This is a genomic window from Roseinatronobacter alkalisoli (genome assembly GCF_028745735.1).
In the GTDB taxonomy this organism is placed as follows: domain Bacteria; phylum Pseudomonadota; class Alphaproteobacteria; order Rhodobacterales; family Rhodobacteraceae; genus Roseinatronobacter; species Roseinatronobacter alkalisoli.
This window is the reverse complement of the sequence record NZ_JAQZSM010000003.1, coordinates 159,251-181,716: the sequence shown is the minus strand read 5'-3', so window position 1 is coordinate 181,716 and position 22,466 is coordinate 159,251. Positions and strand designations below refer to the sequence as shown.

Genomic DNA, 22,466 nt, shown 5'->3' with positions numbered 1-22,466 from the left:
CAATGTCGCGATGAAATATTGCATGTCCTGACCGGGTTGGGCAAAGCTGTCGGAAATTAACCCGGAACCGGGGACGCAGTGTGAGTGTGTCGCATACCCGGCCAGTGCTGTATGAGTGGGACGGATGAAGGGACTGAAGGCGCAATTCAGGCTGCGTGCGCAGCGACAAACCAAACTGATGCGCGCCTTGCGCAAAAGCCTTGAACTGACCCCCCGTATCAACCGCACAGCGAATATCCGGCAAGGTGATATTCTGGCCTTCACCACATTGCGCAATGAACTGGTGCGCCTGCCGTATTTTCTGGACTATTACCGCGCACAAGGCGTCGAGCATTTCCTGATGGTCGATAATGCGTCGGATGACGGGACGACCGAATATCTGGAACGCCAGAAAGATGTGTCGCTTTGGGTGACGGGGGCCAGCTACAAGGCGTCGAGTTTCGGGGTGGACTGGCTGAACCATCTGCAATGGCGCTATGGGGCAGGGCACTGGACGCTGGTGGTCGATGTTGATGAATTTCTGGTCTATCCGTTTTGCGACACGCGCCCCCTGCATGCCCTGACCGACTGGCTGGAAAGTCAGGCGCGGCGGTCGTTTTCGGCCATGTTGCTGGACATGTACCCCAAAGGGCCGGTGACAGCACAGCCCTATTCCAGCGGGCAGAATCCGTTTGAAATTGCACGTTGGTTTGATGCCTGCAACTATTCCATCAAGCGCAACGCGAAATTCCAGAACCTGTGGATTCAGGGCGGTGTCCGCGCGCGTGCCTTTCAGCGCGACACCCCCGAACAATCACCCGCGCTGAACAAGACGCCCCTGGTCCACTGGTCGCGCAAATATGCCTATGTCAGTTCGACCCATATGTTGCTGCCGCGGGGATTGAACAAGGTCTATGACGAAAGCGGCGGCGAGCAGGCATCGGGCGTGCTGATGCACGCCAAGTTTCTGGACACAATCGTTGCGAAAGCGCGCGAGGAACTTGTCCGGCGCGAACATTACGCCGGCAGCCGTGAGTATATGGCCTATGACCGGGGATTGCAGGAGCAAGGCGATTTGTGGTGCGACTTCTCGACCGAGTATATCAACTGGCGTCAGCTTGAAATACTGGGGCTGATGTCGAAAGGAGACTGGGCATGAGCACCAACACCGGCCAGACAGTCGCGGTACATTCTGCGCCGCTGGGTGTGGTCATCCTGTGCCACACGGCCTTGCACCGGACGGCACAACTGGCGCGGTTCTGGCTGGCGGCGGATTGTCCGGTGGTCATTCATGTTGACCGGGCTGTCAGCGCGGATGAAATCGCGGAATTCAGGCAGGATATTGGCGCCCATCCGTTGTTGCGCTTCAGCACACGATTCCGCTGTGAATGGGGGACATGGCCGATTGTCGCGGCAACGCAGGCCGCATCACAACAGATATTGGCCGAATTCCCGCAGGTCGAACACGTATTGCTGGCATCGGGTGCCTGTCTGCCACTGCGCCCCGCATCTGAACTGATCGACTGGCTGGCACAGCGCCGCGGTGTCGATTTCATCGAATCCGTGTCGATTGGCCACGCGCCCTGGATCAAGGGCGGTCTGTCAGAGGAACGCTTCACGTTGCATTTTCCGCTGTCATGGAAGCGGCATAAATGGGCGTTCGATCTGCTGGTAGAGGTTCAGCGCCGTCTGGGGATTCGCCGCGAAGTGCCGCGCCCGTTGCAGCCGCATATGGGGTCGCAATGGTGGTGCCTGTCGCGCAAGACCCTGCAGGACATTTTCGCCCATCCCAAACGCGCACGCTATGACCGGTATTTCAAGGGTACATGGATACCCGATGAAAGCTATTTCCAGACCATGGTGCGGCTGGTGTCTGACCGGATCGAAAGCCGTTCTCTGACCCTGGTGAAATTTGACCGCAACGGCCGCCCCAATCTGTTTTATGATGATCACATGCAGCTTCTGCGCCGGTCGGATTGCTTTGTGGCCCGCAAGATCTGGCCAGAAGCACAGGGGCTATATGATTTCTTCCTGTCCGGCCAGTCGGCGCGCGCGCAACCGATTGACCCGCAACCCGCCAAGATTGACCGCTATTTCGAACTGGCCGCCCGGCAACGCAGCGAAGGGCGGGCGGGATTATATATGCAAAGCCGCTTTCCGCTGGATGATTCCGCGCATACCAGAACCGCCGCGCCCTATTCGGTCTTTTGCGGGTTTGAACAGGTGTTCCGGAATTTCGACTTCTGGCTGAGCAATGCCGCAGGCTGCCGCGTACACGGCCATCTTTATGCGCCAGAAAAAGTGGAATTTCATGGTGGCGCGCAGGTTTATCACGGCGCGATCAGCAATTCGGCGGCGCTTCGTGACTATAACCCGCGCATGTTCCTGACCAACCTGATATGGGCCACGCGCGGGGAACGGCAGTGTTTTTCCTATAACAGCCGCGACCGTATGACACCGGAACTGAACTGGTTCATGGCCACGGACCGCAACGCCCGGATTTCGGTTATCAGCGGTGCATTTCTGCTGCCGTTGTTTCGCGGCGACTACAAGGTAAATGACCTTCTTGGCCATATCGGCTGGCTGCAGAAGCGCGAGCAGGAATTCATTTCTGTCTTACGTTCAAAATGGGCGCTTGCAGATATACGCATCTGGACGCTGCGGGAATTCCTGCAAGACCCGCAGAAAAACCTGTCCGACACCCTGCAGGGCATTCTGCCCGACACATCTGCGTCAGTTTCTGACCTGCCGGAGATCAAACCACTGGACGGATTTGAAGATTATCTTGCGCAATTGCGCAATATGGGTTTGCCGCCGGTGTTGTTACAGGATTACAAACGCTGAAGCATAGCGCTTCAGGGGCAGGAACGCTGATGAACGCAGCCGACTTCAGGCGGCGACAATCTGGGACCAAGACATGACAACAGTTAAAGGATTCACCTATTTCGTGCTTCTGGCCGAAATGCGCACCGGGTCCAACCTGTTAGAAGCCAATCTGAACGAATTCGACGGCCTGACCTGTCTGGGAGAGGCATTTAACCCTGCCTTCATCGGCCATCAGGGCTGTGATGAACTTCTGGGGGTGACCCAGAAGCAGCGCGAAGAGAACCCCTTTCCATTGCTGGAGGGTATCCGGCAGCATGACGGGCTGGCGGGGTTCCGGTTTTTCCATGATCACGACCCGCGCATTCTGCCCACGATCATGGATGACCCGTGCTGCGCCAAGATCATCCTGACGCGCAACCCGCTGGACAGCTACGTCTCGCTCAAGATTGCGCAGGCAACGCAGCAATGGAAACTGGGCGATGTGAAAACCAAGCGAAGCGCGCAGGTTGCCTTTGACCCAGTGGAATTTGAAAACCATGTCGCGCAGTTGCAGGCATTTCAGTTGCGTATCCAGCGCATGTTGCAGGAATCTGGCCAGACCGCGTTCTATATTGCCTATGATGATGCGAATGACGTCCAGGTGCTGAACGGTCTGGCCAGATGGCTGGGAATCGATGCGCAGATTGAAAAGACATCCGGCAAGCTGAAACGCCAGAACCCCGAGCCGCTGGAACAGAAGCTGAGCAATTATGACGCTGTGCGCGATGGCATGGCGCGGCTCGACAGGTTCAATCTGTCGCGCACCCCCGGCTTTGAACCCCTGCGCGGGGGGCAGATCTGGGCCTATCGCGCGTGCCGCAGCCTTCCGCTTGCCTATGCGCCATTGGGTGGTGGCGTTCGTGATGGTGACATTCTGGACTGGATGGCCGGGATTGACGGCGCTGCGCGCGGTGATCTGCTGCATGATTTCAGCCCTGAAAGCTGGCAAGACTGGCTACGGACGAATCCTGGGCATTTGTCCTTCAGTGTCATCAGCCACCCGCTGGAGCGCGCCCATTATGTCTATCGTAATCAGGTGCTGCATGGCGCGCGTGAAAATGTGCGCCGGTTTCTGGCACATGTCTATGATGTCACCCTGCCTGAAAAGGGCAGTCCCATGGATGATTATGGCGTGGACGAACACTGCCGGGCGTTCAAGGCGTTTCTGCGCTTCGTGCATGCCAATCTGAACGGCCAGACAAGCATGATGACCCGTCCTGCATGGGCACTTCAATCGGAACAGATTGCTGATATCGCATCGCGCGGGCCAATCCGGCACGTCCTGCGCGATGATATGCTGCGCGACAGCTTGCCGCTATTGGGGGCTGGACTGGGGCGGGAGCTGCCGCCGTTTGACCCGCCACAGAAATATTACCGACTGACGCTTGAAAGCATCTATGATGCGGAAATTGAATCCCTTGGCCGCGCCGCCTATGGCGAGGATTACCTGCGTCTTGGATATGTAGATTGGGCGGGCTGAGGTCGTTTTCAGCCGCGCAACATCGTTCCGCCTAGATCAGGCGGCCTTGATGGAGCGCTCGCTGTTCAGAATTTCGAACAGCTTCGACGTGTCGTCATTTGATCGCAATTTGTTGCAGATATCAGGATTTCGCAGCGTGCGCGAGACATAGGCCAGCGCTTTCAGGTGTTCAACGCCTGCCGATCTTGGTGCGAACAGCGCGAAAACCAGATCCACAGGCACCTTGTCAACGGATGCATAATCCAGTGGTTTTCCCAACCGCAGGAATACCCCCACAACACGGTCCAGCCCTTCCATGCGGGCATGGGGCAGGGCAACACCATGTCCCACACCTGTCGGACCCAGGCTTTCGCGTTCCTGCAAGGCTTCTATCGCCAGATCAGCGTCAAGCCCGTAGATGCCTTCGGCGACATCACCCAGGGTTTGCAACAGGCGTTTCTTGCTGGTCGTGGAACCAAGCGCACGCACGGCACCGGGGTCTAGCAGGGTTGACATGTCCATATAATAGCTCCGTCAATAGGATAGCCGCGCCTGAATGCAATGTCAGGCGCGGTGCTGTCGGAATGCGGGGGTTAGTTCTGCGGATCGATCCAGCCGATATTGCCGTCCTCGCGGCGATACACGACATTCAGCCCGCCATGGCGTTCATTGCGGAAGACCAGAACGCTGGTATGCGACAATTCCATCTGCATCACGGCTTCCCCTGCGGATAAGGATGGAATGCGGGTTTCCATCTCGGCAATGATGACGGGCTGAAGCGATTCTGCTTCCGCCGCATTATCATCCTCGTCTGATGCGACGATATAAGAGGGTGCGCCCGCAAATTCAACAGGGCTTGTGCGATCCTTGTGATGGTCCTTCAACCGGCGTTTGTAGCGGCGCAACTGCTTGTCCAGTTTTTCGCGGCACGCCTCAAACGCGGCATAAATTTCGGTGGCCTGCGCTTTGGCCTGCGCTGTCAGCCCGGTGGACAGGTGAAAAGTGGATTCGCATACGAACAGATGGGCATCCTTGGAAAAGACGACGACCGCTTCGGTCGGGCGTTGCTGGTATTTCTCGACCAGTTCCCCCAATTCGGCCTTCACATGGGTCTGAAGGGCCTCGCCGATTTCAATTTGTCTGCCGCTGATCTGATAGCGCATGCGCCTCTCCTTGCTGTAATGCGGGCAGGCGGGGCCTGTCCCGCAGGGGTAATTCTTGCGCTTTTCGCAGCCATCGCCCGCCACATCGGAAGATGTGCAAGGCCATGGCACGATGCCTGTTTTCCCCATTTGGCGCTTAATCAGGGCGCGTTGTCAATGCTTTCGATCAAGTCTGGATAACGACCGGCGGGTGACCGCATTCAGTCCAGCCGGAACTCCGCCCCCAGATAGACACGGCGCACATCCGCATCGGCCACAACCTCTGCGGGGGTGCCACTTTTCAGTACATGCCCGTCATGCAGAATATAGGCGCGGTCCACGATTGCCAGTGTTTCGCGCACGTTATGGTCGGTTATCAGCACGCCCAGCCCACGGGTTTTTAGGTCCGCAACCAGCGTGCGAATCTCGCCCACGGCAATCGGATCGACGCCCGCAAAGGGTTCATCCAGCAACACATAGCGCGGGTTCGCGGCCAGCGCGCGCGCGATTTCCGCACGCCGCCGTTCGCCGCCCGAAAGGGCCAGTGCTGGCTGTTCGCGCAAATGTTCGATTGAAAATTCGCTTAACAGATTCTCCAGCCGGTCGCGGCGTTTTATCTTGTCGGGTTCGCGCAGTTCCAGAACCGACATGATGTTCTGCTCCACACTCAGCCCGCGAAAGATTGACATTTCCTGCGGCAGATACCCCAGACCAAGCCGCGCGCGGCGGAACAGTGGCAGGCCGGTTGCATCCTGTCCGTCAATATGGACGGTGCCGCTTTCGTGCTTCACGATGCCGGCGATGCAATAAAAGCAGGTCGTCTTGCCGCAACCATTCGGGCCAAGCAGGGCAACCACTTCGCCCTGATGCAGCGTCAGCGACACGTCCCTGATGATGACGCGCTTGCCATAGCGTTTCTGAAGATGTGTGATCTCCAGCTTATGGTCAGCGGCCACCACGCTGTCGGGCGCGGAATCAGACAGGCTGGCGGGCTTACGGGATATCGGGTAATCTGTCATCAGGGGGTCAGGGTGCCGTCTGGATCAGGGTGCGCACTTGCCCTTCCATGCGGCCTTGTTCGGTGCGCAGATCAACAAACAGGCTGTCACCGGACAGAACATTGCGGCCTTGTGTCAGCAGGACAGACCCCGTCATACGCACGGTCCCCGCAGCGACCTCATAGACTGCGGATTGCGCTTCCGCAGCTTCATCGGCGGTAACAAGTGTCACGCCACCCGATGCTTCCAGCCGTTCGATACTGCCATCACCGGCCGCAGCATAGATGATCCTGATCTGCGGCGCAGCAAGGCGCATGTCGCCCTGGCCCAGCACGGCGTCGCCGGTGAACACGGTTTCACCGGTCTGGTTATTGACCTGCAGATTGTCGGCCTTGATTTCCACAGGCAGGCCGCGCACATTCTGCAATCCAGCGAAACTCAGCCCCATTCCCTGAGCCGCAGCAGGCAGCGCATGCATTGTCAGGGCCAGTCCAAGCCCCAAGGCGAAAGCCATAATCCTGCATTGCCGCACTGTACCCGCTCCTTCAGTCTGTCGGGGTGTATAGAAGCCTGACATCACCCCTGAAATCAAGCATATATCCGCCATCGGTGCCGCTCAGCGGTGTAATTGTCAGGGATTGCGCGCTGATTTCGCCAGCTGGCCCATGCCCCGAAATACCGCCTGTTCCTGCCAACTGGGATCTGTCCAGTTGTGCCTGCAAGCGGGCCATGCCAATTTCATATCCGCTGGCGTCATGCATGCGGACGGAACCTGTCATGGTCAGTGTATCAGCCATCTGGTCAAACACGCCATGGTCGGCGCGGAAATCAACCTGCCTGTCGCCCGTAAACAGCGCAGAGCCTTCGGGATAATCCAGCAGCAGGGTGACCGGTTCGCCCGGTTGCGGGTTTGCGGGCGAACGAACCGTGCGCGCCGCGATGGTGATGGCGGCGTTCTGCGCCGTGACCGCGGCAAAGCGTGCGGTGCCGATGCGGGGTTCGCGGGTCAGTTCATCAATATCAATATCCGCCAGCGCCACTGCCTGACTGGGATCAGGGCTGCGCGATACCAGAAAGATGGTGGATAACAACACCAACGCCCCCAGCGGCAGCACCAGACGTAGTGTCAGCGCCAGACCATATCGCAGGTTTGCCATATTATGGGGCGTCATGCGGAAAACCTAATGTGCGAAGATGTCGAATTCCGGCCAGCCCTTCAGGTCCAGTTCGGCGCGGGTGGGCAGGAAATCGAAACAGCGCTGCGCCAGATCACTGCGCCCTTCGCGTTCCAGCATGGTATTCAGCACGTCGCGCAGGCGGTGCAGATACAACACATCCGAGGCGGCATATTCCTGCTGCGCGGGGCTGAGTTTGTTCGCCCCCCAGTCCGAACTTTGCTGCTGCTTGGAAATATCTGCCCCCAGAAGTTCCGACAGAAGGTTCTTCAGCCCGTGGCGGTCAGTATAGGTGCGCACCAGTTTCGACGCGATCTTGGTGCAATAGACCGGTGCGGTCACCACACCATAGCTGTGCAGCAGAAGGGCAATGTCGAAGCGCCCGAAATGAAACAGCTTCAGCGTATCGGGGTCGCCCAGCAGGCGCATCAGATTGGGTGCAGGCTGAATGTCGCGCGCCACCTTGATCAGATGCGCATCGCCGTTTCCATCCGATAACTGTACCACGCATAACCGGTCCCGGTACGGGTTCAGGCCCATTGATTCGCAATCAATCGCCACCACCGGACCAAGTATCAGATCATCCGGCAGGTCATGGGCATAAAGGTGAATGGTCATCGGGCTATTCCTTGCAGGTCTTTCAGGTGGGGCTAGGCGGGAATGACGTGGAAATCAAGTGATATGACAGCCGCGCCCGCCGTAAGGTCATGCTTACGTGATATGAACAGGGCTTTGCGGATGCTCGCAATGCTATATGATAGTACCCATGAGTCCCCTCAGATACAGCAGAATGCTGCTTCGCCAGCGTCACCACTATACTGCGGCCGAACAACGCATGGATGCTGCTATCCATGTGGTCGGACTGGTGGGCGTGCTTGTCGCGGTGCCGCTTATGATTGGTGCCGCGTTGTTTTACAGCCAGGGCAGCGACCGGCCCTGGACCTTCCTTGCTGTTGCGGTTTACGGGCTGGCCTTCATGGCGATGATCGGTGCCTCGGCGCTTTATAACCTGACACCGGGTGCGGGGTTGAACTGGCTGTTCCGGCGGCTGGATCATTCGGCAATTTATGTCAAGATCGCAGGCACTTACACACCCTTTACGCTGATCTCCGGTCAGGGGGTATGGTTGATGGCGGGGCTTTGGGCGGCGGCATTATGCGGTGTCGTGCTGAAATGCCTGTCACCGGAACGGTTTCACTGGCCCGCACTCGTGCTTTATCTGGGTATGGGCTGGGTCGGTGTGATGATCCTGCCGCAAATGCTGGCAACGCTGCCGCTGGCGAGTGTTGTTCTGATTATTGCGGGCGGGCTGGTCTATACACTGGGCGTGCTGTTCTATCTGTGGACAAGGCTGCGGTTTCACTATGCTATCTGGCATGTTTTCGTGCTGACCGCGTCATTCCTGTTTTACGCGGCGGTCATGGTTCTGGTGGTGCAGGGCGCGACTGCGTGATCCGTATCAGCGCGCGGGTGGTTGCGTTCTGAATGAAACGCGTGCTGAATTCCCAAAGGGCGCGGAGCAAAGGCCGCAGGCTGGCCCACGCCACCGGTGGGCCGTCCCGCGGCCTGCCGGTTACGCTGGTGGTATGCCAAGCCGATGATGTGGGAGTATGCCGCCTGCATAAAGTGAACTTCTATAACGTGGGACCGGCAGACCCCGGCCCACCGCTGGCGCGGGCTTTGTGCATGGATCACCCCTCAGCGCCGGTGATTGTTCAGTACATCCTGCAGCAGGGTCGGGCGGTCGGTCATCAGCCCGTCGACGCCCCAGTCCAGCAGGGTACGCATCTGAGTATCGTCGTTCACGGTCCAGACCTGAACATGCACCCCGCGCGCATGTGCCGCGCGCAAGAAACGCGGCGTGACCAGCGGAATGCCGCGCCAGCTGACCGGAATCTGAACCACTGCGAAATCATCCAGTGCAAGCGGCAATCCGAAACCCGATGCCCATAGCCGCGCCACCTGCATATGTGCGGGCGACCACAGCAGGTCCGGCCCCAGCAGACGGCGTGCAAGACTGGTGCGCGCGGGATCAAACGCCCCGATACAGACACGCTCCAGCGCGTTCATGCGGGTGATAAGCCGGACCAGAGGTTCCACCACTTCCAGCGACTTTGCTTCTATGGCGATGAACAGGTCGGGAAATTCCTCCAGCACGGTTTCAAGGCGCGGAATTCCTGCGCCTGCCTTGGTGCGCAGCGGCTTCAGTTCGGCCCAGCTGCTCGCGGCAATGGTGCGCGGATCATCAAACAGGCGCGTCAGATCCGCATCATGATGGACCACAACCACCCCGTCACGGGTGGCATGCACGTCCAACTCCACATGGCTGTAGCCCAGCGCGACAGCATGGCGAAAGGCGGGCAGGGTGTTTTCCTCGGCCTCCAATGCGCCGCCGCGATGGGCAAACCCGCGCGCGCCGGGACTGGACAGAAAGGGATGTGTGCTTAACCGTGCCATGGGCTGCATTCTGCGTGTTTTTTTACCAGTGTCGAGGGGCGCGCGCAGAATCCTGCGATCTGTGTTTCCCCATATTGTCCGAAAGGACATATTTGCCAAGACTACCGGTCAGTGCCATGCTGCGACCATATTCCGACATGCAAGGCCCGGACACATGACCTATCGCCACGATCAGATCCCCGAAATCGCCCTTGACTGGCATTCGAAGGGGCGCGGCGCCGCGCTGGCCACAGTGGTCAGGACATGGGGGTCCGCGCCACGTCAGGCGGGCAGTCAACTGGCGATTTCAGGTGATGGTGACATCATGGGGTCGGTTTCCGGCGGCTGCGTCGAAGGCGCCGTTGTGCTGGAAGCGCAGCAGGCCCTGCGCGACGGTATACCGCGCGTGCTGGAATTCGGTGTCAGCGATGATACGGCCTTTGAGGTGGGACTGGCCTGCGGGGGCACTATCCGCATTCTGGTCGAACCGGTGGCTGAAAGCGCCCCGGCGCTGTCGCCCGTAATGCTGCGCGATATTGTCATGGCCCGCGCCGCGCGGCGCCCGTTGGCCAGTGTTACGGATATGGTGACATGGGACCGCGCGCTGGCCCGCCCGCAGGACAGTGGTTTTGCCGACCTGTTCCGCGCAGATCGTTCCGGGCTGAATGACGCGGGGCAGATGGTGACACTGCATAACCCGCCGCTGCGCCTGATCGTTGTGGGGGCTGTGCATATCGCGCAGGCGTTGTTGCCGATGGCGCGGTTGGCGGGCTATGATCCGCTGCTGGTGGACCCGCGCGAAGCCTTCGGGGCGCAGGCGCGGTTTCCCGACGAAACCATTGTGCATGACTGGCCCGATGACGCGCTGGCCGCAATCGGGCTGGATGCGCGCAGCGCGGTTGTGACGCTGACACATGATGCAAAACTGGACGACCCGGCCATTATTGCCGCGCTGCAATCGGATGTGTTCTATCTGGGCTGTCTGGGGTCCACGCGCACCCATGCCAAACGGCTTGAACGTCTGCGCGCCGCCGGGCTGGACGGGGTGCAGCTTGCGCGCATTCATGCCCCTGTCGGGCTGAATATCGGCGCGGCAAGTCCGGCGGAAATTGCTGTGGCGACACTTGCGCAGATCACCGAAGCCTTGCGTGGGGCTCGGAAATGAAATTCGGCCCCATTCCGGTTGCTCTGGCCGAAGGGGCCATTCTGGCGCATTCGATCGGGCTTGAAACGGGGCGGTTGCGCAAGGGCACGCGGCTGGGGTTTGACGACATCCGCAATCTGCGCGCGGCGGGGCTGGAGATTGTCACTGTTGCACGGCTGGATGCGGATGATCTGCATGAAGATGACGCAGCCCTTGCCGTTGCGCGGGCGCTGTTGCCTGACCCGGCGCGCGCGGGGCTGGCACTGAAACCCGTGGGCACCGGGCGGGTGAATATTGTTGCGCAGGGGCCGGGGGTGTTGCGTGTGGATGGCGCGCGCATCAACGCACTGAACGCAGTTGATCCCGTCATTACTGTGGCAACCCTGCGGGATTTCATGCGCCTGGACCCGGGTAGCATGGTCGCCACGGTCAAGATCATCGCTTATGGCGTGGCGCGCGCGGCGGTTGCGGCGGCCAGCGATGCGGGGCAGGGCGGGTTGTGCCTTCTGCCGCCGGTACTGCGTCGCGCCAGCCTGATTCAGACATGGGTGGACCCCGGTATGGACGGGCGCAAAGGGCAGCAGGTCACTAGCGCGCGGCTGGAACGGCTTGGTGTTCGCTTGACGGATACGGTGATGGTCGCGCATCAGATCGCCCCGCTGGCGCAGGCATTGTCGCAGGCAAGTGGTGATATCGTGTTGATCCTGACCGGTTCTGCGACATCGGACCTGCATGATACCGCCCCCGAAGCCCTGCGCCATGCGGGCGGGCAGGTTGTGCATTTCGGCATGCCTGTTGATCCCGGCAATCTGCTGTTTCTGGGCCAGCTTGGGGGACGTCCGGTAATTGGCTTGCCGGGGTGTGCGAAAAGCCCTGCGCTGAACGGGGCCGACTGGGTGCTGGAACGGGTGGTCTGCGGGCTGGATGTCACTGCGGCGGATATCATGGGCATGGGGGTTGGTGGTCTGCTGAAGGAAATACCGACCCGCCCGCGCCCGCGCCGCCATGGTGAAAACACGTAGCTGCGCGATATATTGCACGAGCAGAAAGGGGGCTGTCTGCCGCGATCCTGGGCTGGCGCCAAGTACACCCCCGAGCGTATTTTGCGCAAGATAGAACGGCCAGCCACCAAGCGAGCATATTAGCCAAAGGTGGCATATGCAGCTTCCGGCTTCCGTGCTTTACTTCCTTTCAGCTACGATTGGGGAGGAGCCATATGACCAGGGTAACCATGACCGTGAACGGACGGCAGATGTCCGCAGAGACAGAGGGGCGCACGCTGCTGTCAAGCTATCTGCGCGATCTTCTGGGGCTGACAGGCACACATGTGGGATGTGACACCAGCCAATGCGGCGCCTGCGTGGTGCTGGTGGATGGCAAGGCAGTGAAATCCTGCACGGCCTTTGCCGGTGATCTGGAAGGGGCCGAGGTGACAACCGTGGAAGGCATGGCCAATCCTGATGGCAGCCTTGGGCGCATCCAGCAGGCATTTCAGGATTATCACGGGTTGCAATGCGGCTTCTGCACGCCCGGCATGGTCATGTCCACGGCGGCGCTTCTGGCTGAAAACCCCACGCCCACGGAAGAAGAAGTGCGCCATTATCTGGAAGGCAATATCTGCCGTTGTACTGGCTATCAGAACATTGTGCGCGCCGTGATGGCCGCGTCGGGGCAGGATGCAGGCGCGCTTGCCGCCGAATAAACCCATTGGGTGCATGTGTTGCATGCGCAGTCACCAGATTTCCTGAGGAGGAAGAAATGCCAAAAGATGACGGCATTGGCGCCAGCACCAAACGGCGCGAGGATGTGCGGTTTCTGACGGGGAACGGCAAATATACCGACGACATCAACCTGCGCGGACAGGCCCATGTCCACTTCCTGCGTTCTGATGTGGCGCATGGGCGCATCCGGGGCATTGACACATCCGCCGCAGAAGCGATGGATGGCGTGCTGAAGGTTTTTACATCTGCGGATTTCGAAAGCGCTGGCGGCCTTCCCTGTGGCTGGCAGGTGACGGACCGGTTCGGGCAGGTGATGCAGGAACCCAAACACCCGATCCTGGCCGAAGGCAAGGTGCGCCATGTGGGCGACCCGATCTGCGCTGTGGTGGCGGAAACCTATGAACAGGCCCGCGACGCTGCCGAAGCGATCGAGGTGGATATCGAAGAACTGGAACCGGTGATCGACATGAAATCGGCGCTGGCCGATGGTGCGCCAAAGGTGCATGACGATCTGACCAGCAACCTGTGCTATGACTGGGGCTTTGTCGAAGACAACAAGGATGCCGTGAATGCGGCTTTTGAAACGGCTGCGCATGTCGTGTCGCTGGAACTGACCAATAACCGCCTTGTTGCCAACCCGATGGAACCGCGCGTGGCGGTCGGCGATTATGACCCATGGGGCGACAGTCACACCCTCTATACCACCAGCCAGAACCCGCATGTAATCCGGCTGTTGATGGGGGCGTTCGTGCTGAATATCCCCGAACACAAGCTGCGGGTCGTGGCCCCGGATGTGGGCGGCGGATTCGGGTCGAAAATATTTCATTATGCCGAGGAAGCGTTCTGCACCTATGCGGCCAAGGTGCTGAAACGCCCGGTGAAATGGACATCGTCACGGTCCGAGGCGTTTATTTCCGATGCCCATGGCCGCGATCATCGCACGAAAATCGAACTGGCGCTGGATGCGGATCACAACTTCACTGCGCTGCGCACCGAAACCTACGCGAATATGGGGGCGTATCTGTCCACCTTTGCGCCGTCCATCCCCACATGGCTGCATGGCACGCTGATGGCCGGGAATTACCGCACGCCCCTGATCTATGTGAACGTCAAGGCGGTGTTTACCAACACCGTGCCGGTCGATGCCTATCGCGGCGCAGGCAGGCCAGAAGCCACGTTCCAGATTGAACGGCTGGTGGATAAGGCCGCGCGCGAACTGGGTGTTGATCCGGTTGAATTGCGGCGCCAGAACTTCATCACGGCGGATCAGTTCCCGTATCAGACACCGGTTGCGGTGGTGTATGACACCGGCAATTACCACGCCACGATGGACAAGATGCTGGAACTGGCCGATTACGCGGGCTTTGAAGAACGTCGCGCGGAAAGTGCCAAGCGCGGCAAGCTGCGCGGCTTTGGTATCGCCCATTACATCGAAGCCTGCGGCATTGCCCCTTCGAACCTTGTGGGCCAGTTGGGCGCGCGTGCGGGGCTCTATGAATCCGCTTCGGTGCGTGTGAATGCAACTGGATCCATTTCTGTCTACACCGGCAGTCACAGCCACGGGCAGGGGCATGAAACCACTTTCGCGCAGGTCGTGGCCGACATGATCGGAGTGGATGCCAGCAGCATTGAAATTCACCATGGCGACACGTCCAACACACCTATGGGGATGGGCACTTACGGGTCACGCAGCCTTGCGGTCGGCGGGTCCGCGATTGTGAAAGCCACGAACAAGATCATCGACAAGGCCAAGAAAATCGCCGCACACCTGCTGGAAGCCGCACCAGAGGATATTGAACTGAAGGATGGCAAATTCAGCGTGGCGGGCACCGATAAATCAGTGGACTGGTCAGGTGTGACGCTGGCGGCCTATGTGCCGCATAACTACCCACTGGAAGAACTGGAACCGGGGCTGGAAGAAACCGCGTTCTATGACCCGTCGAATTTTACCTATCCATCGGGGGCTTATGGGTGCGAAATTGAACTGGACCCCGAGACCGGCAAGATCGACATTCTGCGCTTCATCGCTGCGGATGATTTCGGCAATATCGTCAACCCGATGATTGTCGAAGGGCAGGTGCATGGCGGTCTGGTGCAGGGTATCGGGCAGGCATTGATGGAAAACTGCGTCTATGATGATCAGGGGCAGCTTCTGTCAGGCAGCTTCATGGATTACACCATGCCCCGCGCGGATGATGTGCGCGGCTTCACTGTGGACCATAGCTGCATCACGCCTTGCACGCATAACCCGCTGGGGGTGAAAGGCTGCGGCGAGGCAGGTGCCATCGGGTCACCCCCGGCAGTGGTCAATGCCGCGATTGATGCGCTGCACCGGGCAGGCCACACCCATGTCACCCATATCGACATGCCCCTGACACCTGCGCGTGTCTGGGCCGCGATCAACGGCTGAGGGAGGATATACGCATGTATAATTTCGAACTGGTGAAACCATCCACCCTGGCCGAAGCCGTTGCCGCGCTGGCTGGTGAGGATGCGCAACCCCTGTCAGGGGGGCAAACGCTGATTCCGTCCATGAAAGCGCGGCTGAACGCGCCCGAAACGCTGGTCAGCCTGACTGGTATCGCCGAACTGAAGGGGGTGTCGCGCAGTGGTGATACGCTGACCATCGGTGCGGCCACCACCCATGCAGATGTCGCGGAACAGGCAGCGGCGGATTTTCCGGGCCTTGCAGCCCTTGCTGGGCAAATCGGGGATCCGGCAGTGCGCAACCGTGGTACAATCGGGGGCAGTCTGGCCAATAACGACCCCTCCGCCTGCTACCCTGCGGCGGCCCTGGGGACCGGTGCCACCATTGTCACCAATACCCGTGAAATCGCCGCGGATGACTATTTTCAGGGCATGTTCACTACCGCACTTGAAGAGGGTGAAATCATTACCGCTGTGCGCTTTTCGATCCCGCAAGCCTCGGCCTATGCGAAATTCCTGCAACCGGCGTCGCGCTTTGCCCTGACCGGGGTGTTTGTGGCGCAATACGCATCCGGTGTGCGGGTTGCGGTGACAGGGGCGTCTGAAAACGGCGTGTTCCGCTGGGCAGAGGCCGAAGCGGCGCTGTCATCAGATTTCACGCCTGATGCAATTGCGGGCCTGTCCTGCCCGGCGGATGAGATGATTGCCGATCTGCATGGCAGCGCAGCCTATCGCGCGCATCTGGTGGGGGTGATGACCCGGCGGGCCGTTATCGCAGCAGGCTGAAAAGGCCAGATATCTGTGCAAATATGAAGGGGGGGCCGTGCGCCCCCCTTTTTCGTTTGGTCCTTGGAATTCCGTGCGGAATGCTTAGCTTGTGCAGCAACGAAGAATGACAGGAGAACTTATGAGTATCGCACTGTATTACTGGCCCACGCCGAATGGCTGGAAGATTTCAATTGCGCTGGAAGAAATGGATCTGCCCTATGACGTTCATTTCGTCAATATTGGCGCTGGCGATCAGTTCAAACCGGATTTTTTGAAAATTGCGCCCAATAACCGCATGCCCGCGATTGTTGATCCCGATGGCCCGGATGGCAAGCCGATCTCGATCTTTGAATCGGGGGCGATCCTGCAATATCTGGCGCGCAAGACCGGTCGGTTCTATGGCAAAAACGAACGCGACCGTGTTGCCGTGGATCAATGGCTGATGTGGCAGATGGGCGGGGTCGGGCCAATGGCCGGGCAGGCGCATCATTTCCTGAAATACGCACCATCGCTGGAACCGCCCCAGGATCTGCCCTATGCCAAGGACCGCTACCGCAATGAAGTCGCGCGTCTTTATGGTGTGTTGGACCGGCAGCTGTCGGGAAACCGTTTTGTTGCGGGTGACTTCTATTCCATCGCGGATATGGCGATCTGGCCTTGGGCCTCGTTGTGGGAAGGGCAGGCGCAAACGCTTGACGACAAGCCGCATCTTGCACGCTGGCTGGAAGAGGTCGGCGCGCGCGCCGCGGTGCAGAAGGGCCGCGTATTGGCGCAGGACAAGCGGTCCGATGTACAAAGTGACCGGGATGCACAGAAAGTGCTTTTCGGCAAGCGCGGTTAGGGCGCCATCACGGCAAGCTCTGTTCTGTTGTTTTCAGACCTTCGGGATGTGCAAAACCGGTTTCCGGTTTTGCACAACGTGATCCGGCGCGCGTATTCCCGCCCTTACTTGTCGGGGGCTGGCTTGTAGCGCTCGAACACCTTTGCCTGTGCCATGAAAAACACAAACAGCGCGAATGGCAGAACAAACGTGCGGAAATTGACCCATGCGTCGGTGGACATGCTGCGCCAGACCAGTTCATTGGCCATGGCCATGGCCGCAAACATCAACGCCAGCCGCTTGGTCAGTACAATCCAGCCGTCATGCGTCAGCGGCAGCGCGCCTTCCATCACCAGTTCCAGCCAGCTTTGGCCACGCGCCAGGCCAATGCCCAGCAGAATGGCAAATATCGAATAAACGGCAGTGGGCTTCATCTTGAAGAAACGTTCGTCATTCAGCCAGACCGTTAGCCCGCCGAACACCACCACCATAAACAGGGTCACAAGCTGCAAACGGCTAAGCCGCCCCGACAGTTTCCACAACACGAATGTGGCAATTCCCATGACGGGAATGAACGCTGCTGTCATCAGGATGAAGGCGTCATATTCCGTGCCAGCGATCACGTAGCTTTGTCCGCGCGTGGTGATATACCCCACGAAGAACGCAAAGACCGGGCCGAATTCCAATGCGAGTTTGGTCGCGGGTGAAACCTGCTTTTCGGACATGTGTATTTCCTGTGTTCAGGCGCAGGGCAACTTCCGGCCCCGTTCGGGTGCTGTTATCACTGCAGCCTGTCAGGATGCAATGCGTAACACGACATCGCGCCCACGGCGGTTATAGCGCAATTCGGTTTCGCCGATGGCCGTAACCTGCCCGCCATCCAGACTTTCGCCGACCCGCACTGTTACGACACGGCCGTTCGACAGGCGCACCAGCGCCCGGCGATTCGACGATGTGCCCATCACACCGATCAGATTGACCTGCCGCAGGTTGATGGCGCGGGCCTGTGTTGCCTCGCGCGCGACAGAGGCGGAAGTGGGAATATTCGGCATCGCTGCGGCGGCCGCGCTTGCTGTCTGAACCGGGGTCTGCGGGGTGCTGGTGGCGGCAGGGGGCGTTGGTGTCGCGGCGCTTAATGCACGCTGAACCGTCGAGGCAAACTGGCTTGGTCGGTCCGTCGGGCGCCGCGATGCGGCAACTGCCTGCGGGGTTGCATTCGCGATCTGTGGTGCGGCGCTTTCCTGAAGTGCTTCCACACGCGCGGCCAGGTCACTGGGACGGCTTGCCGGGCGCAACGCACTGAGAACAAGCCCGCCGGGGGTCGCGGTGACACTGGCCTGCTGGATGTCACCTTCATCCGCGGGGACCTGTGACTGGTCGGATTCTGTTTGCGGCGGGTCACCGGGACGGGAAGGGGGCACCACAGGCGGCGTGCCGGGCGTGACAGTGATGTCCAGATCACTTTCGTCCGGAAGCCCGGTTGCCTGTGCGCTGTCACCTGGAAGCTGCGCATCATCAGCGTTGGCCGGCGCATCCTGCGGGGGGGTGGTTTCAGCGGGTTCAGGTTCCGGCGTGGGGGTGGCCGGCAGGGTAAAGCGCAGGGGCTTTTCCGGTGGGGCGGTGGCGGGCCGCCCTTGGGTGACTTCTATTTCCAGCGCTTCTTCGCCATCCGGCAGGGCGCTGGCTTCTGCGATTGCTGCTGCGATAGCTGCCGCATCATCCAGCACGGCGGTATCATCAGCGTCCTGTGTGGCGGCCTCAGCATCTTGCGCGGCCAGTTCGCTGCGTAGCGGGGGTAATGGCTGCGCACCAAAGGGTTCCGGTGCGGCGGGTGAGGACGGCAATTCCACCATTTCCTGCGGCATGATCAGCGCAGAAGATCGCAGCCCTGCAACGCGCCCCTGACGCGTTTCAAGGCCGGGGGCGCTGGCATCCTCGGTGGGGGATACGCTTTCACCTTCCAGTGTCGCCGGGGGGGCGGTTTCAGCGGCAGTATCCATCCCGGGGCCGCGTTCTGCGGCATCTTCCAGCCCGAGGGCGGCTTCTATGGCGTCGTCTTCGGGGGTGTCCGTCGCAGCATCGAGCATGCCTGGCGCATCAGTGGCGGCTTCGGGGGCGGGGGCCAGTGTGACGGGAATGTCGGGGGGGGCCGCATTGTCGAAATAGAAGGCCCAGATGGTACCTGCCGCCAGAATTGCCAGCAGGCCAGCACCGATCAGCATGACGGGTTTCACCCCGGATCGGGAGTCCACTGCCTGCCCGCGCGCCCCGAACACTGTCAGCCGTTGCGCTTCGGCATCGGTTGCTGCGGGTTGTCCCGGGGCGGTCTGACCGATGCTGCGCAGGGTCTCCAGCGGGCTTTTGCGTGCGGTTGTGTCCGTGCCGGGGGCTTTGGGCTGCTCTGCGGGCGCGGCCTTTTCTGTGGGCTTCGTTTCAGGCGATGATTTCGTTTCAGAAGATGCCGGGACAGAGCTGGCTGGCTTTGGGGGCGTTGCAGCAATTGCGGTTTTGGCCGCGGGCGGCGACTGCCATGGCTGGGCGCCGCTTTTGGCGCCTGTGTTTTTGAGGTCCGGGCCCTTGATGGCCGCACTTTTGGTATCTGTGCTTACGGGGGCGGGCTGGTCCGTTTTTTTGGCGGGGGCGGACTGTTTTATGGGTTCAGCTGCCGGTTTTGCCGGCTGCGGCTTCTTGGAACCTTCCTGCAACCGCGCCCGCAGAAGGCCCATGCTGCTTGCGATACGCGCATTGGCCTTCGCATATCCGCTGCGCAACTGCTTGCCCAGACCGGCAGCCCCTGCTTTTGCATCAGCGCGTTTGTCAGTATCGGCGGCTTTGGCCAGCTTGTCGGTCTGCGCTGTCAGGCTGGTGCCGGATACCGCGCCGGAAACGGGCGCAGCGCTGCCGGTTGCCTGTGCATCCTGTTGCCTGCGACTTCGGAAACCAATCTGTGCGGAATCCTGCGGGTTCCGGGGTGGAGTGGCAGGTCCGGGCGCGCCCGGACCCGGCGTCGCGACCCCGGCGGCGGGGGTCTTTCCCGCATCGGGTTTGGCGTCTTTGGGTGCGCTTCCTGCCGGGGTTGCGGGCGCATCATTGTCAGGGGTCTTGGGCGTTTTAGGCGCGGCAGCAGGGCTTTCCTGTTTGTCAGCCGGTGCTGCATCAGCCGTGGCTTCAGGTGCAGATTCGGCCTTGGGCGTATCTGCTGCGGCGGCAGGTGACGTTGCCGGGCTGCTTTCGGCAGCCGGGTCGTGCTTCGCTGCGGGTGGGGGCGTTTTCACAGGCGTTGCGGCCTGTGCAGATTTGGCGGCACCATCACCCTTTGCTGCGGGCGGGGCCATGTCTGGTTCCGGCGCTTTCGCTTCCGGGACCGTGCCGGTTTCACGCAGGATCACCCGGTCGCGGGTCAGGTCATCGGCGCTTCCCAGAATATCGCGGACAATCCGGGTGGTGCCGAAAAACGGTGCATGTTTGAACGCGCCACCGCCGGGCGCGGCGACAAAACAGACCGGGTTCAGGTGGTGTTCTCTGGCGAAATCTTCGGCTTCGATCAGGGTTTCGCGTGCGACGACGGCCACGTCAACCTCTGCCCCGGCGCCGGTCCAGTCGAAATTCAGTTCTTCTACCGGGAAAGGAGTGCGCCCCTCCAGCGCCTTGCGTATCTGGGCGCGCTGCGCATCAGTATCCGGTCCGGGTGCCGTGACCCGCGTATAGAGGATCTGGTCATCAGGAATGACAATCTGCGTTACGATCTGCCCGGAAACAAGTTTGCGCGCGCGCGCGACCAGATCCCCGACAGCTGCAGTCATTTGCGGATGGTCCAGCGCGACAGCACCGACGCGCAGCCAGTCACGTTCGCCACGTTGCCAGAGAGTGACACCATCTTCGGTGACGCCAAGTGCAAAATTGGTTTTCATATTGCGCCTTTAGCACATGATTCAGGTGTTGAGGGAGTCTCATTTCCGCGATCTGGGACTGCGATAGCAAAAAATTGCCCGGATCAGCAAGTCACAGCGTCCCTGCCGTGTGTCTGCACCATGCGTCAGACCGCAAATGCGCGACCTGCCGGGATTGCGATAAAACCCGGCAGGTCGCGCTGTCCTGCACAACTTAGCTGCCGCAGGCTTTGGTCAATGCCTGATCCAGATCGGCAATCAGATCGGCCGGATCTTCCAGCCCGATGGACAGGCGCACAACATCCGGCGCGACCCCTGCGGCAATTTGCTGGCTTTCCGACAATTGCCTGTGCGTGGTTGACGCCGAATGAATGATCAGCGACCGCGCGTCACCCAGATTGGCGACATGGCTGAACAATCCGACATTGTCGATCAGCTTCACACAGGCATCATACCCCGCCTTCAGCGAGAAGGTGAACAGCGACGACGCACCTTTGGGGCAAATCCTGGCCATCCGGTTGTAATAGGGCGATGATTCCAGCCCTGCATAGGTGACAGTGCCGACACGGGGGTCCGCTTCCAGCCACTTGGCCACTTTCAGCGCGTTGATACAGTGACGGTCCATGCGCAGCGACAGGGTTTCGATGCCCATCAATGTGTAATGCGCCGCCTGCGCATTCAGCGTCATGCCAAGGTCGCGCAGCCCCACAGCGATGGCGTGGAATGTGAATGACAGCGGGCCGAATGTTTCGTGGAATTTCAGACCATGATAGGCGGGTTCGGGCTGCGACAATGACGGGAATTTGTCACTCGCGGACCAGTCGAACTTGCCTGAATCCACAACGCAGCCACCGGTAACCGTGCCATTGCCGGTCAGGTATTTGGTCATGGAATGCACAACCAGCGTTGCGCCATGTTCAATCGGGCGGCACAGATAGGGGGATGCGGTGGTGTTATCGACCACCAGTGGAATGCCGTGCCGGTCACTGATCGCGGAAACAGCATCCAGATCAGTGATATACCCGCCCGGATTGGCAATGGATTCGCAGAAAACCGCGCGGGTGTTTTCATCAATTGCGGCTTCCAGCGCATCCAGATCGTCGAAATCCACAAATTTGGTCGACCAGCCGAAACGGCGGAACGTCTGGCTGAACTGCGTGACTGTGCCCCCATAAAGCCGGTTGGAGGCGACGACGTTCAGCCCCGGCCCCATCAGCGGGAACAGTGCCAGAATCTGGGCTGCATGCCCCGATGATGCACAGATCGCGCCCGCGCCCCCTTCCAGTGCGGCCATACGTTCCTGCAATGCCGAAACCGTCGGGTTGGTCAGACGGGAATAGATATAGCCAACCTCCTGCAGGTTGAATAATGCAGCGGCATGATCGGCATCGCGGAACACGTAAGCGGTCGATTGATAGATCGGCACCTGCCGCGCGCCTGTCGCGGGATCGGGGCGTGCGCCTGCGTGAATCTGTAATGTTTCAAAACCCGGGGATGACTCGGCCATAATTTACGTCCTTTGAACAGAATGACAGCAGAACGCTACGACAGCGCGGGCCGCCGCGCAAGCATCCCGGCAATGGCCGAAGCGCAGACTGTCCCGGCACTTCCCCAACGGGGCAGCGGGTGCCGGAACAAAGCT

General features: G+C 60.0%; 20 protein-coding genes. 10 read left to right on the top strand and 10 right to left on the bottom strand.

Annotation, left to right across the window (positions count from 1 at the left end):
* Positions 1 to 124: 124 nt before the first annotated feature.
* The 3 genes from PUT78_RS05070 to PUT78_RS05060 all read left to right on the top strand — a co-directional run bounded on the left by PUT78_RS05070 (position 125) and on the right by PUT78_RS05060 (position 4,324).
* Positions 125 to 1,138 (top strand): glycosyltransferase family 2 protein, encoded by a 1,014-nt coding sequence (locus PUT78_RS05070; protein ID WP_274351089.1) that lies wholly within the window; start codon positions 125 to 127, stop codon positions 1,136 to 1,138.
* Complete coding sequence (locus tag PUT78_RS05065) at positions 1,135 to 2,823, top strand: DUF5927 domain-containing protein (RefSeq protein ID WP_274351088.1); 1,689 nt, start codon at positions 1,135 to 1,137, stop codon at positions 2,821 to 2,823. Before PUT78_RS05070 ends, PUT78_RS05065 begins: the two co-directional genes overlap by 4 nt.
* Before the next feature lie 73 nt (positions 2,824 to 2,896).
* A complete protein-coding gene (locus PUT78_RS05060; protein WP_274351087.1) occupies positions 2,897 to 4,324 on the top strand; it encodes a nodulation protein NodH in 1,428 nt (475 codons plus the stop codon).
* Positions 4,325 to 4,360: 36 nt separating this feature from the next.
* Here the strand turns inward: PUT78_RS05060 and PUT78_RS05055 are convergent, their stop codons facing one another.
* The 6 genes from PUT78_RS05055 to PUT78_RS05030 form a co-directional block, all read right to left on the bottom strand.
* The gene (locus tag PUT78_RS05055; RefSeq protein WP_274351085.1) at positions 4,361 to 4,825 is read right to left on the bottom strand and encodes a PTS sugar transporter subunit IIA; all 465 of its coding nucleotides are present in this window, start codon (positions 4,823 to 4,825) and stop codon (positions 4,361 to 4,363) included.
* A 71-nt stretch (positions 4,826 to 4,896) separates the two neighbouring features.
* Positions 4,897 to 5,466: a ribosome hibernation-promoting factor, HPF/YfiA family gene (gene hpf, locus PUT78_RS05050; protein ID WP_274351084.1), complete on the bottom strand. Its 570-nt coding sequence runs from the start codon at positions 5,464 to 5,466 to the stop codon at positions 4,897 to 4,899.
* 200 nt (positions 5,467 to 5,666) lie between these two features.
* On the bottom strand, positions 5,667 to 6,464 hold the full coding sequence (lptB, locus tag PUT78_RS05045; RefSeq protein ID WP_274351083.1) for an LPS export ABC transporter ATP-binding protein: 798 nt from the start codon (positions 6,462 to 6,464) through the stop codon (positions 5,667 to 5,669).
* A gap of 7 nt (positions 6,465 to 6,471) precedes the next feature.
* Positions 6,472 to 6,957, bottom strand: a complete 486-nt coding sequence (locus tag PUT78_RS05040; protein ID WP_274351082.1) for an LptA/OstA family protein — start codon at positions 6,955 to 6,957, stop codon at positions 6,472 to 6,474.
* A 31-nt stretch (positions 6,958 to 6,988) separates the two neighbouring features.
* On the bottom strand, positions 6,989 to 7,615 hold the full coding sequence (locus PUT78_RS05035; RefSeq protein ID WP_274351081.1) for a hypothetical protein: 627 nt from the start codon (positions 7,613 to 7,615) through the stop codon (positions 6,989 to 6,991).
* 9 nt (positions 7,616 to 7,624) lie between these two features.
* Positions 7,625 to 8,236 (bottom strand): ribonuclease D, encoded by a 612-nt coding sequence (locus tag PUT78_RS05030; protein ID WP_274351080.1) that lies wholly within the window; start codon positions 8,234 to 8,236, stop codon positions 7,625 to 7,627.
* A gap of 172 nt (positions 8,237 to 8,408) precedes the next feature.
* Here PUT78_RS05030 and trhA point away from each other — a divergent pair, with 172 nt between their 5' ends.
* Positions 8,409 to 9,071, top strand: a complete 663-nt coding sequence (trhA, locus tag PUT78_RS05025; protein WP_274351079.1) for a PAQR family membrane homeostasis protein TrhA — start codon at positions 8,409 to 8,411, stop codon at positions 9,069 to 9,071.
* A 245-nt stretch (positions 9,072 to 9,316) separates the two neighbouring features.
* On the opposite strand, the gene PUT78_RS05020 is transcribed toward trhA, so the two are convergent.
* Positions 9,317 to 10,075: a glycerophosphodiester phosphodiesterase family protein gene (locus PUT78_RS05020; RefSeq protein ID WP_274351078.1), complete on the bottom strand. Its 759-nt coding sequence runs from the start codon at positions 10,073 to 10,075 to the stop codon at positions 9,317 to 9,319.
* Between the two features lie 154 nt (positions 10,076 to 10,229).
* On the opposite strand from PUT78_RS05020, the gene PUT78_RS05015 reads away from it, so the two are divergent.
* The 6 genes from PUT78_RS05015 to PUT78_RS04990 all read left to right on the top strand — a co-directional run bounded on the left by PUT78_RS05015 (position 10,230) and on the right by PUT78_RS04990 (position 16,955).
* Positions 10,230 to 11,219, top strand: a complete 990-nt coding sequence (locus tag PUT78_RS05015) for an XdhC family protein (protein ID WP_274351077.1) — start codon at positions 10,230 to 10,232, stop codon at positions 11,217 to 11,219.
* Positions 11,216 to 12,220, top strand: coding sequence for a molybdopterin-binding protein (locus PUT78_RS05010; RefSeq protein ID WP_274351075.1), 1,005 nt, complete (start codon positions 11,216 to 11,218; stop codon positions 12,218 to 12,220). The genes PUT78_RS05015 and PUT78_RS05010 overlap by 4 nt, the downstream gene beginning before the upstream one ends.
* A 194-nt stretch (positions 12,221 to 12,414) precedes the next feature.
* Positions 12,415 to 12,900, top strand: coding sequence for a (2Fe-2S)-binding protein (locus tag PUT78_RS05005; protein WP_274351074.1), 486 nt, complete (start codon positions 12,415 to 12,417; stop codon positions 12,898 to 12,900).
* A gap of 56 nt (positions 12,901 to 12,956) precedes the next feature.
* Positions 12,957 to 15,329: a xanthine dehydrogenase family protein molybdopterin-binding subunit gene (locus PUT78_RS05000; RefSeq protein WP_274351073.1), complete on the top strand. Its 2,373-nt coding sequence runs from the start codon at positions 12,957 to 12,959 to the stop codon at positions 15,327 to 15,329.
* Between the two features lie 14 nt (positions 15,330 to 15,343).
* Positions 15,344 to 16,132, top strand: coding sequence for an FAD binding domain-containing protein (locus PUT78_RS04995; RefSeq protein WP_274351072.1), 789 nt, complete (start codon positions 15,344 to 15,346; stop codon positions 16,130 to 16,132).
* A gap of 121 nt (positions 16,133 to 16,253) precedes the next feature.
* The gene (locus tag PUT78_RS04990; protein WP_274351070.1) at positions 16,254 to 16,955 is read left to right on the top strand and encodes a glutathione S-transferase N-terminal domain-containing protein; all 702 of its coding nucleotides are present in this window, start codon (positions 16,254 to 16,256) and stop codon (positions 16,953 to 16,955) included.
* A gap of 104 nt (positions 16,956 to 17,059) precedes the next feature.
* On the opposite strand, the gene PUT78_RS04985 is transcribed toward PUT78_RS04990, so the two are convergent.
* The 3 genes from PUT78_RS04985 to PUT78_RS04975 all read right to left on the bottom strand — a co-directional run bounded on the left by PUT78_RS04985 (position 17,060) and on the right by PUT78_RS04975 (position 22,331).
* Positions 17,060 to 17,659 (bottom strand): inner membrane-spanning protein YciB, encoded by a 600-nt coding sequence (locus PUT78_RS04985; protein WP_274351069.1) that lies wholly within the window; start codon positions 17,657 to 17,659, stop codon positions 17,060 to 17,062.
* Between the two features lie 69 nt (positions 17,660 to 17,728).
* A complete protein-coding gene (locus PUT78_RS04980) occupies positions 17,729 to 20,845 on the bottom strand; it encodes a hypothetical protein (protein WP_274351067.1) in 3,117 nt (1,038 codons plus the stop codon).
* Between the two features lie 193 nt (positions 20,846 to 21,038).
* The gene (locus PUT78_RS04975; protein WP_274351065.1) at positions 21,039 to 22,331 is read right to left on the bottom strand and encodes an O-acetylhomoserine aminocarboxypropyltransferase/cysteine synthase family protein; all 1,293 of its coding nucleotides are present in this window, start codon (positions 22,329 to 22,331) and stop codon (positions 21,039 to 21,041) included.
* Between the last annotated feature and the right edge of the window lie 135 nt (positions 22,332 to 22,466).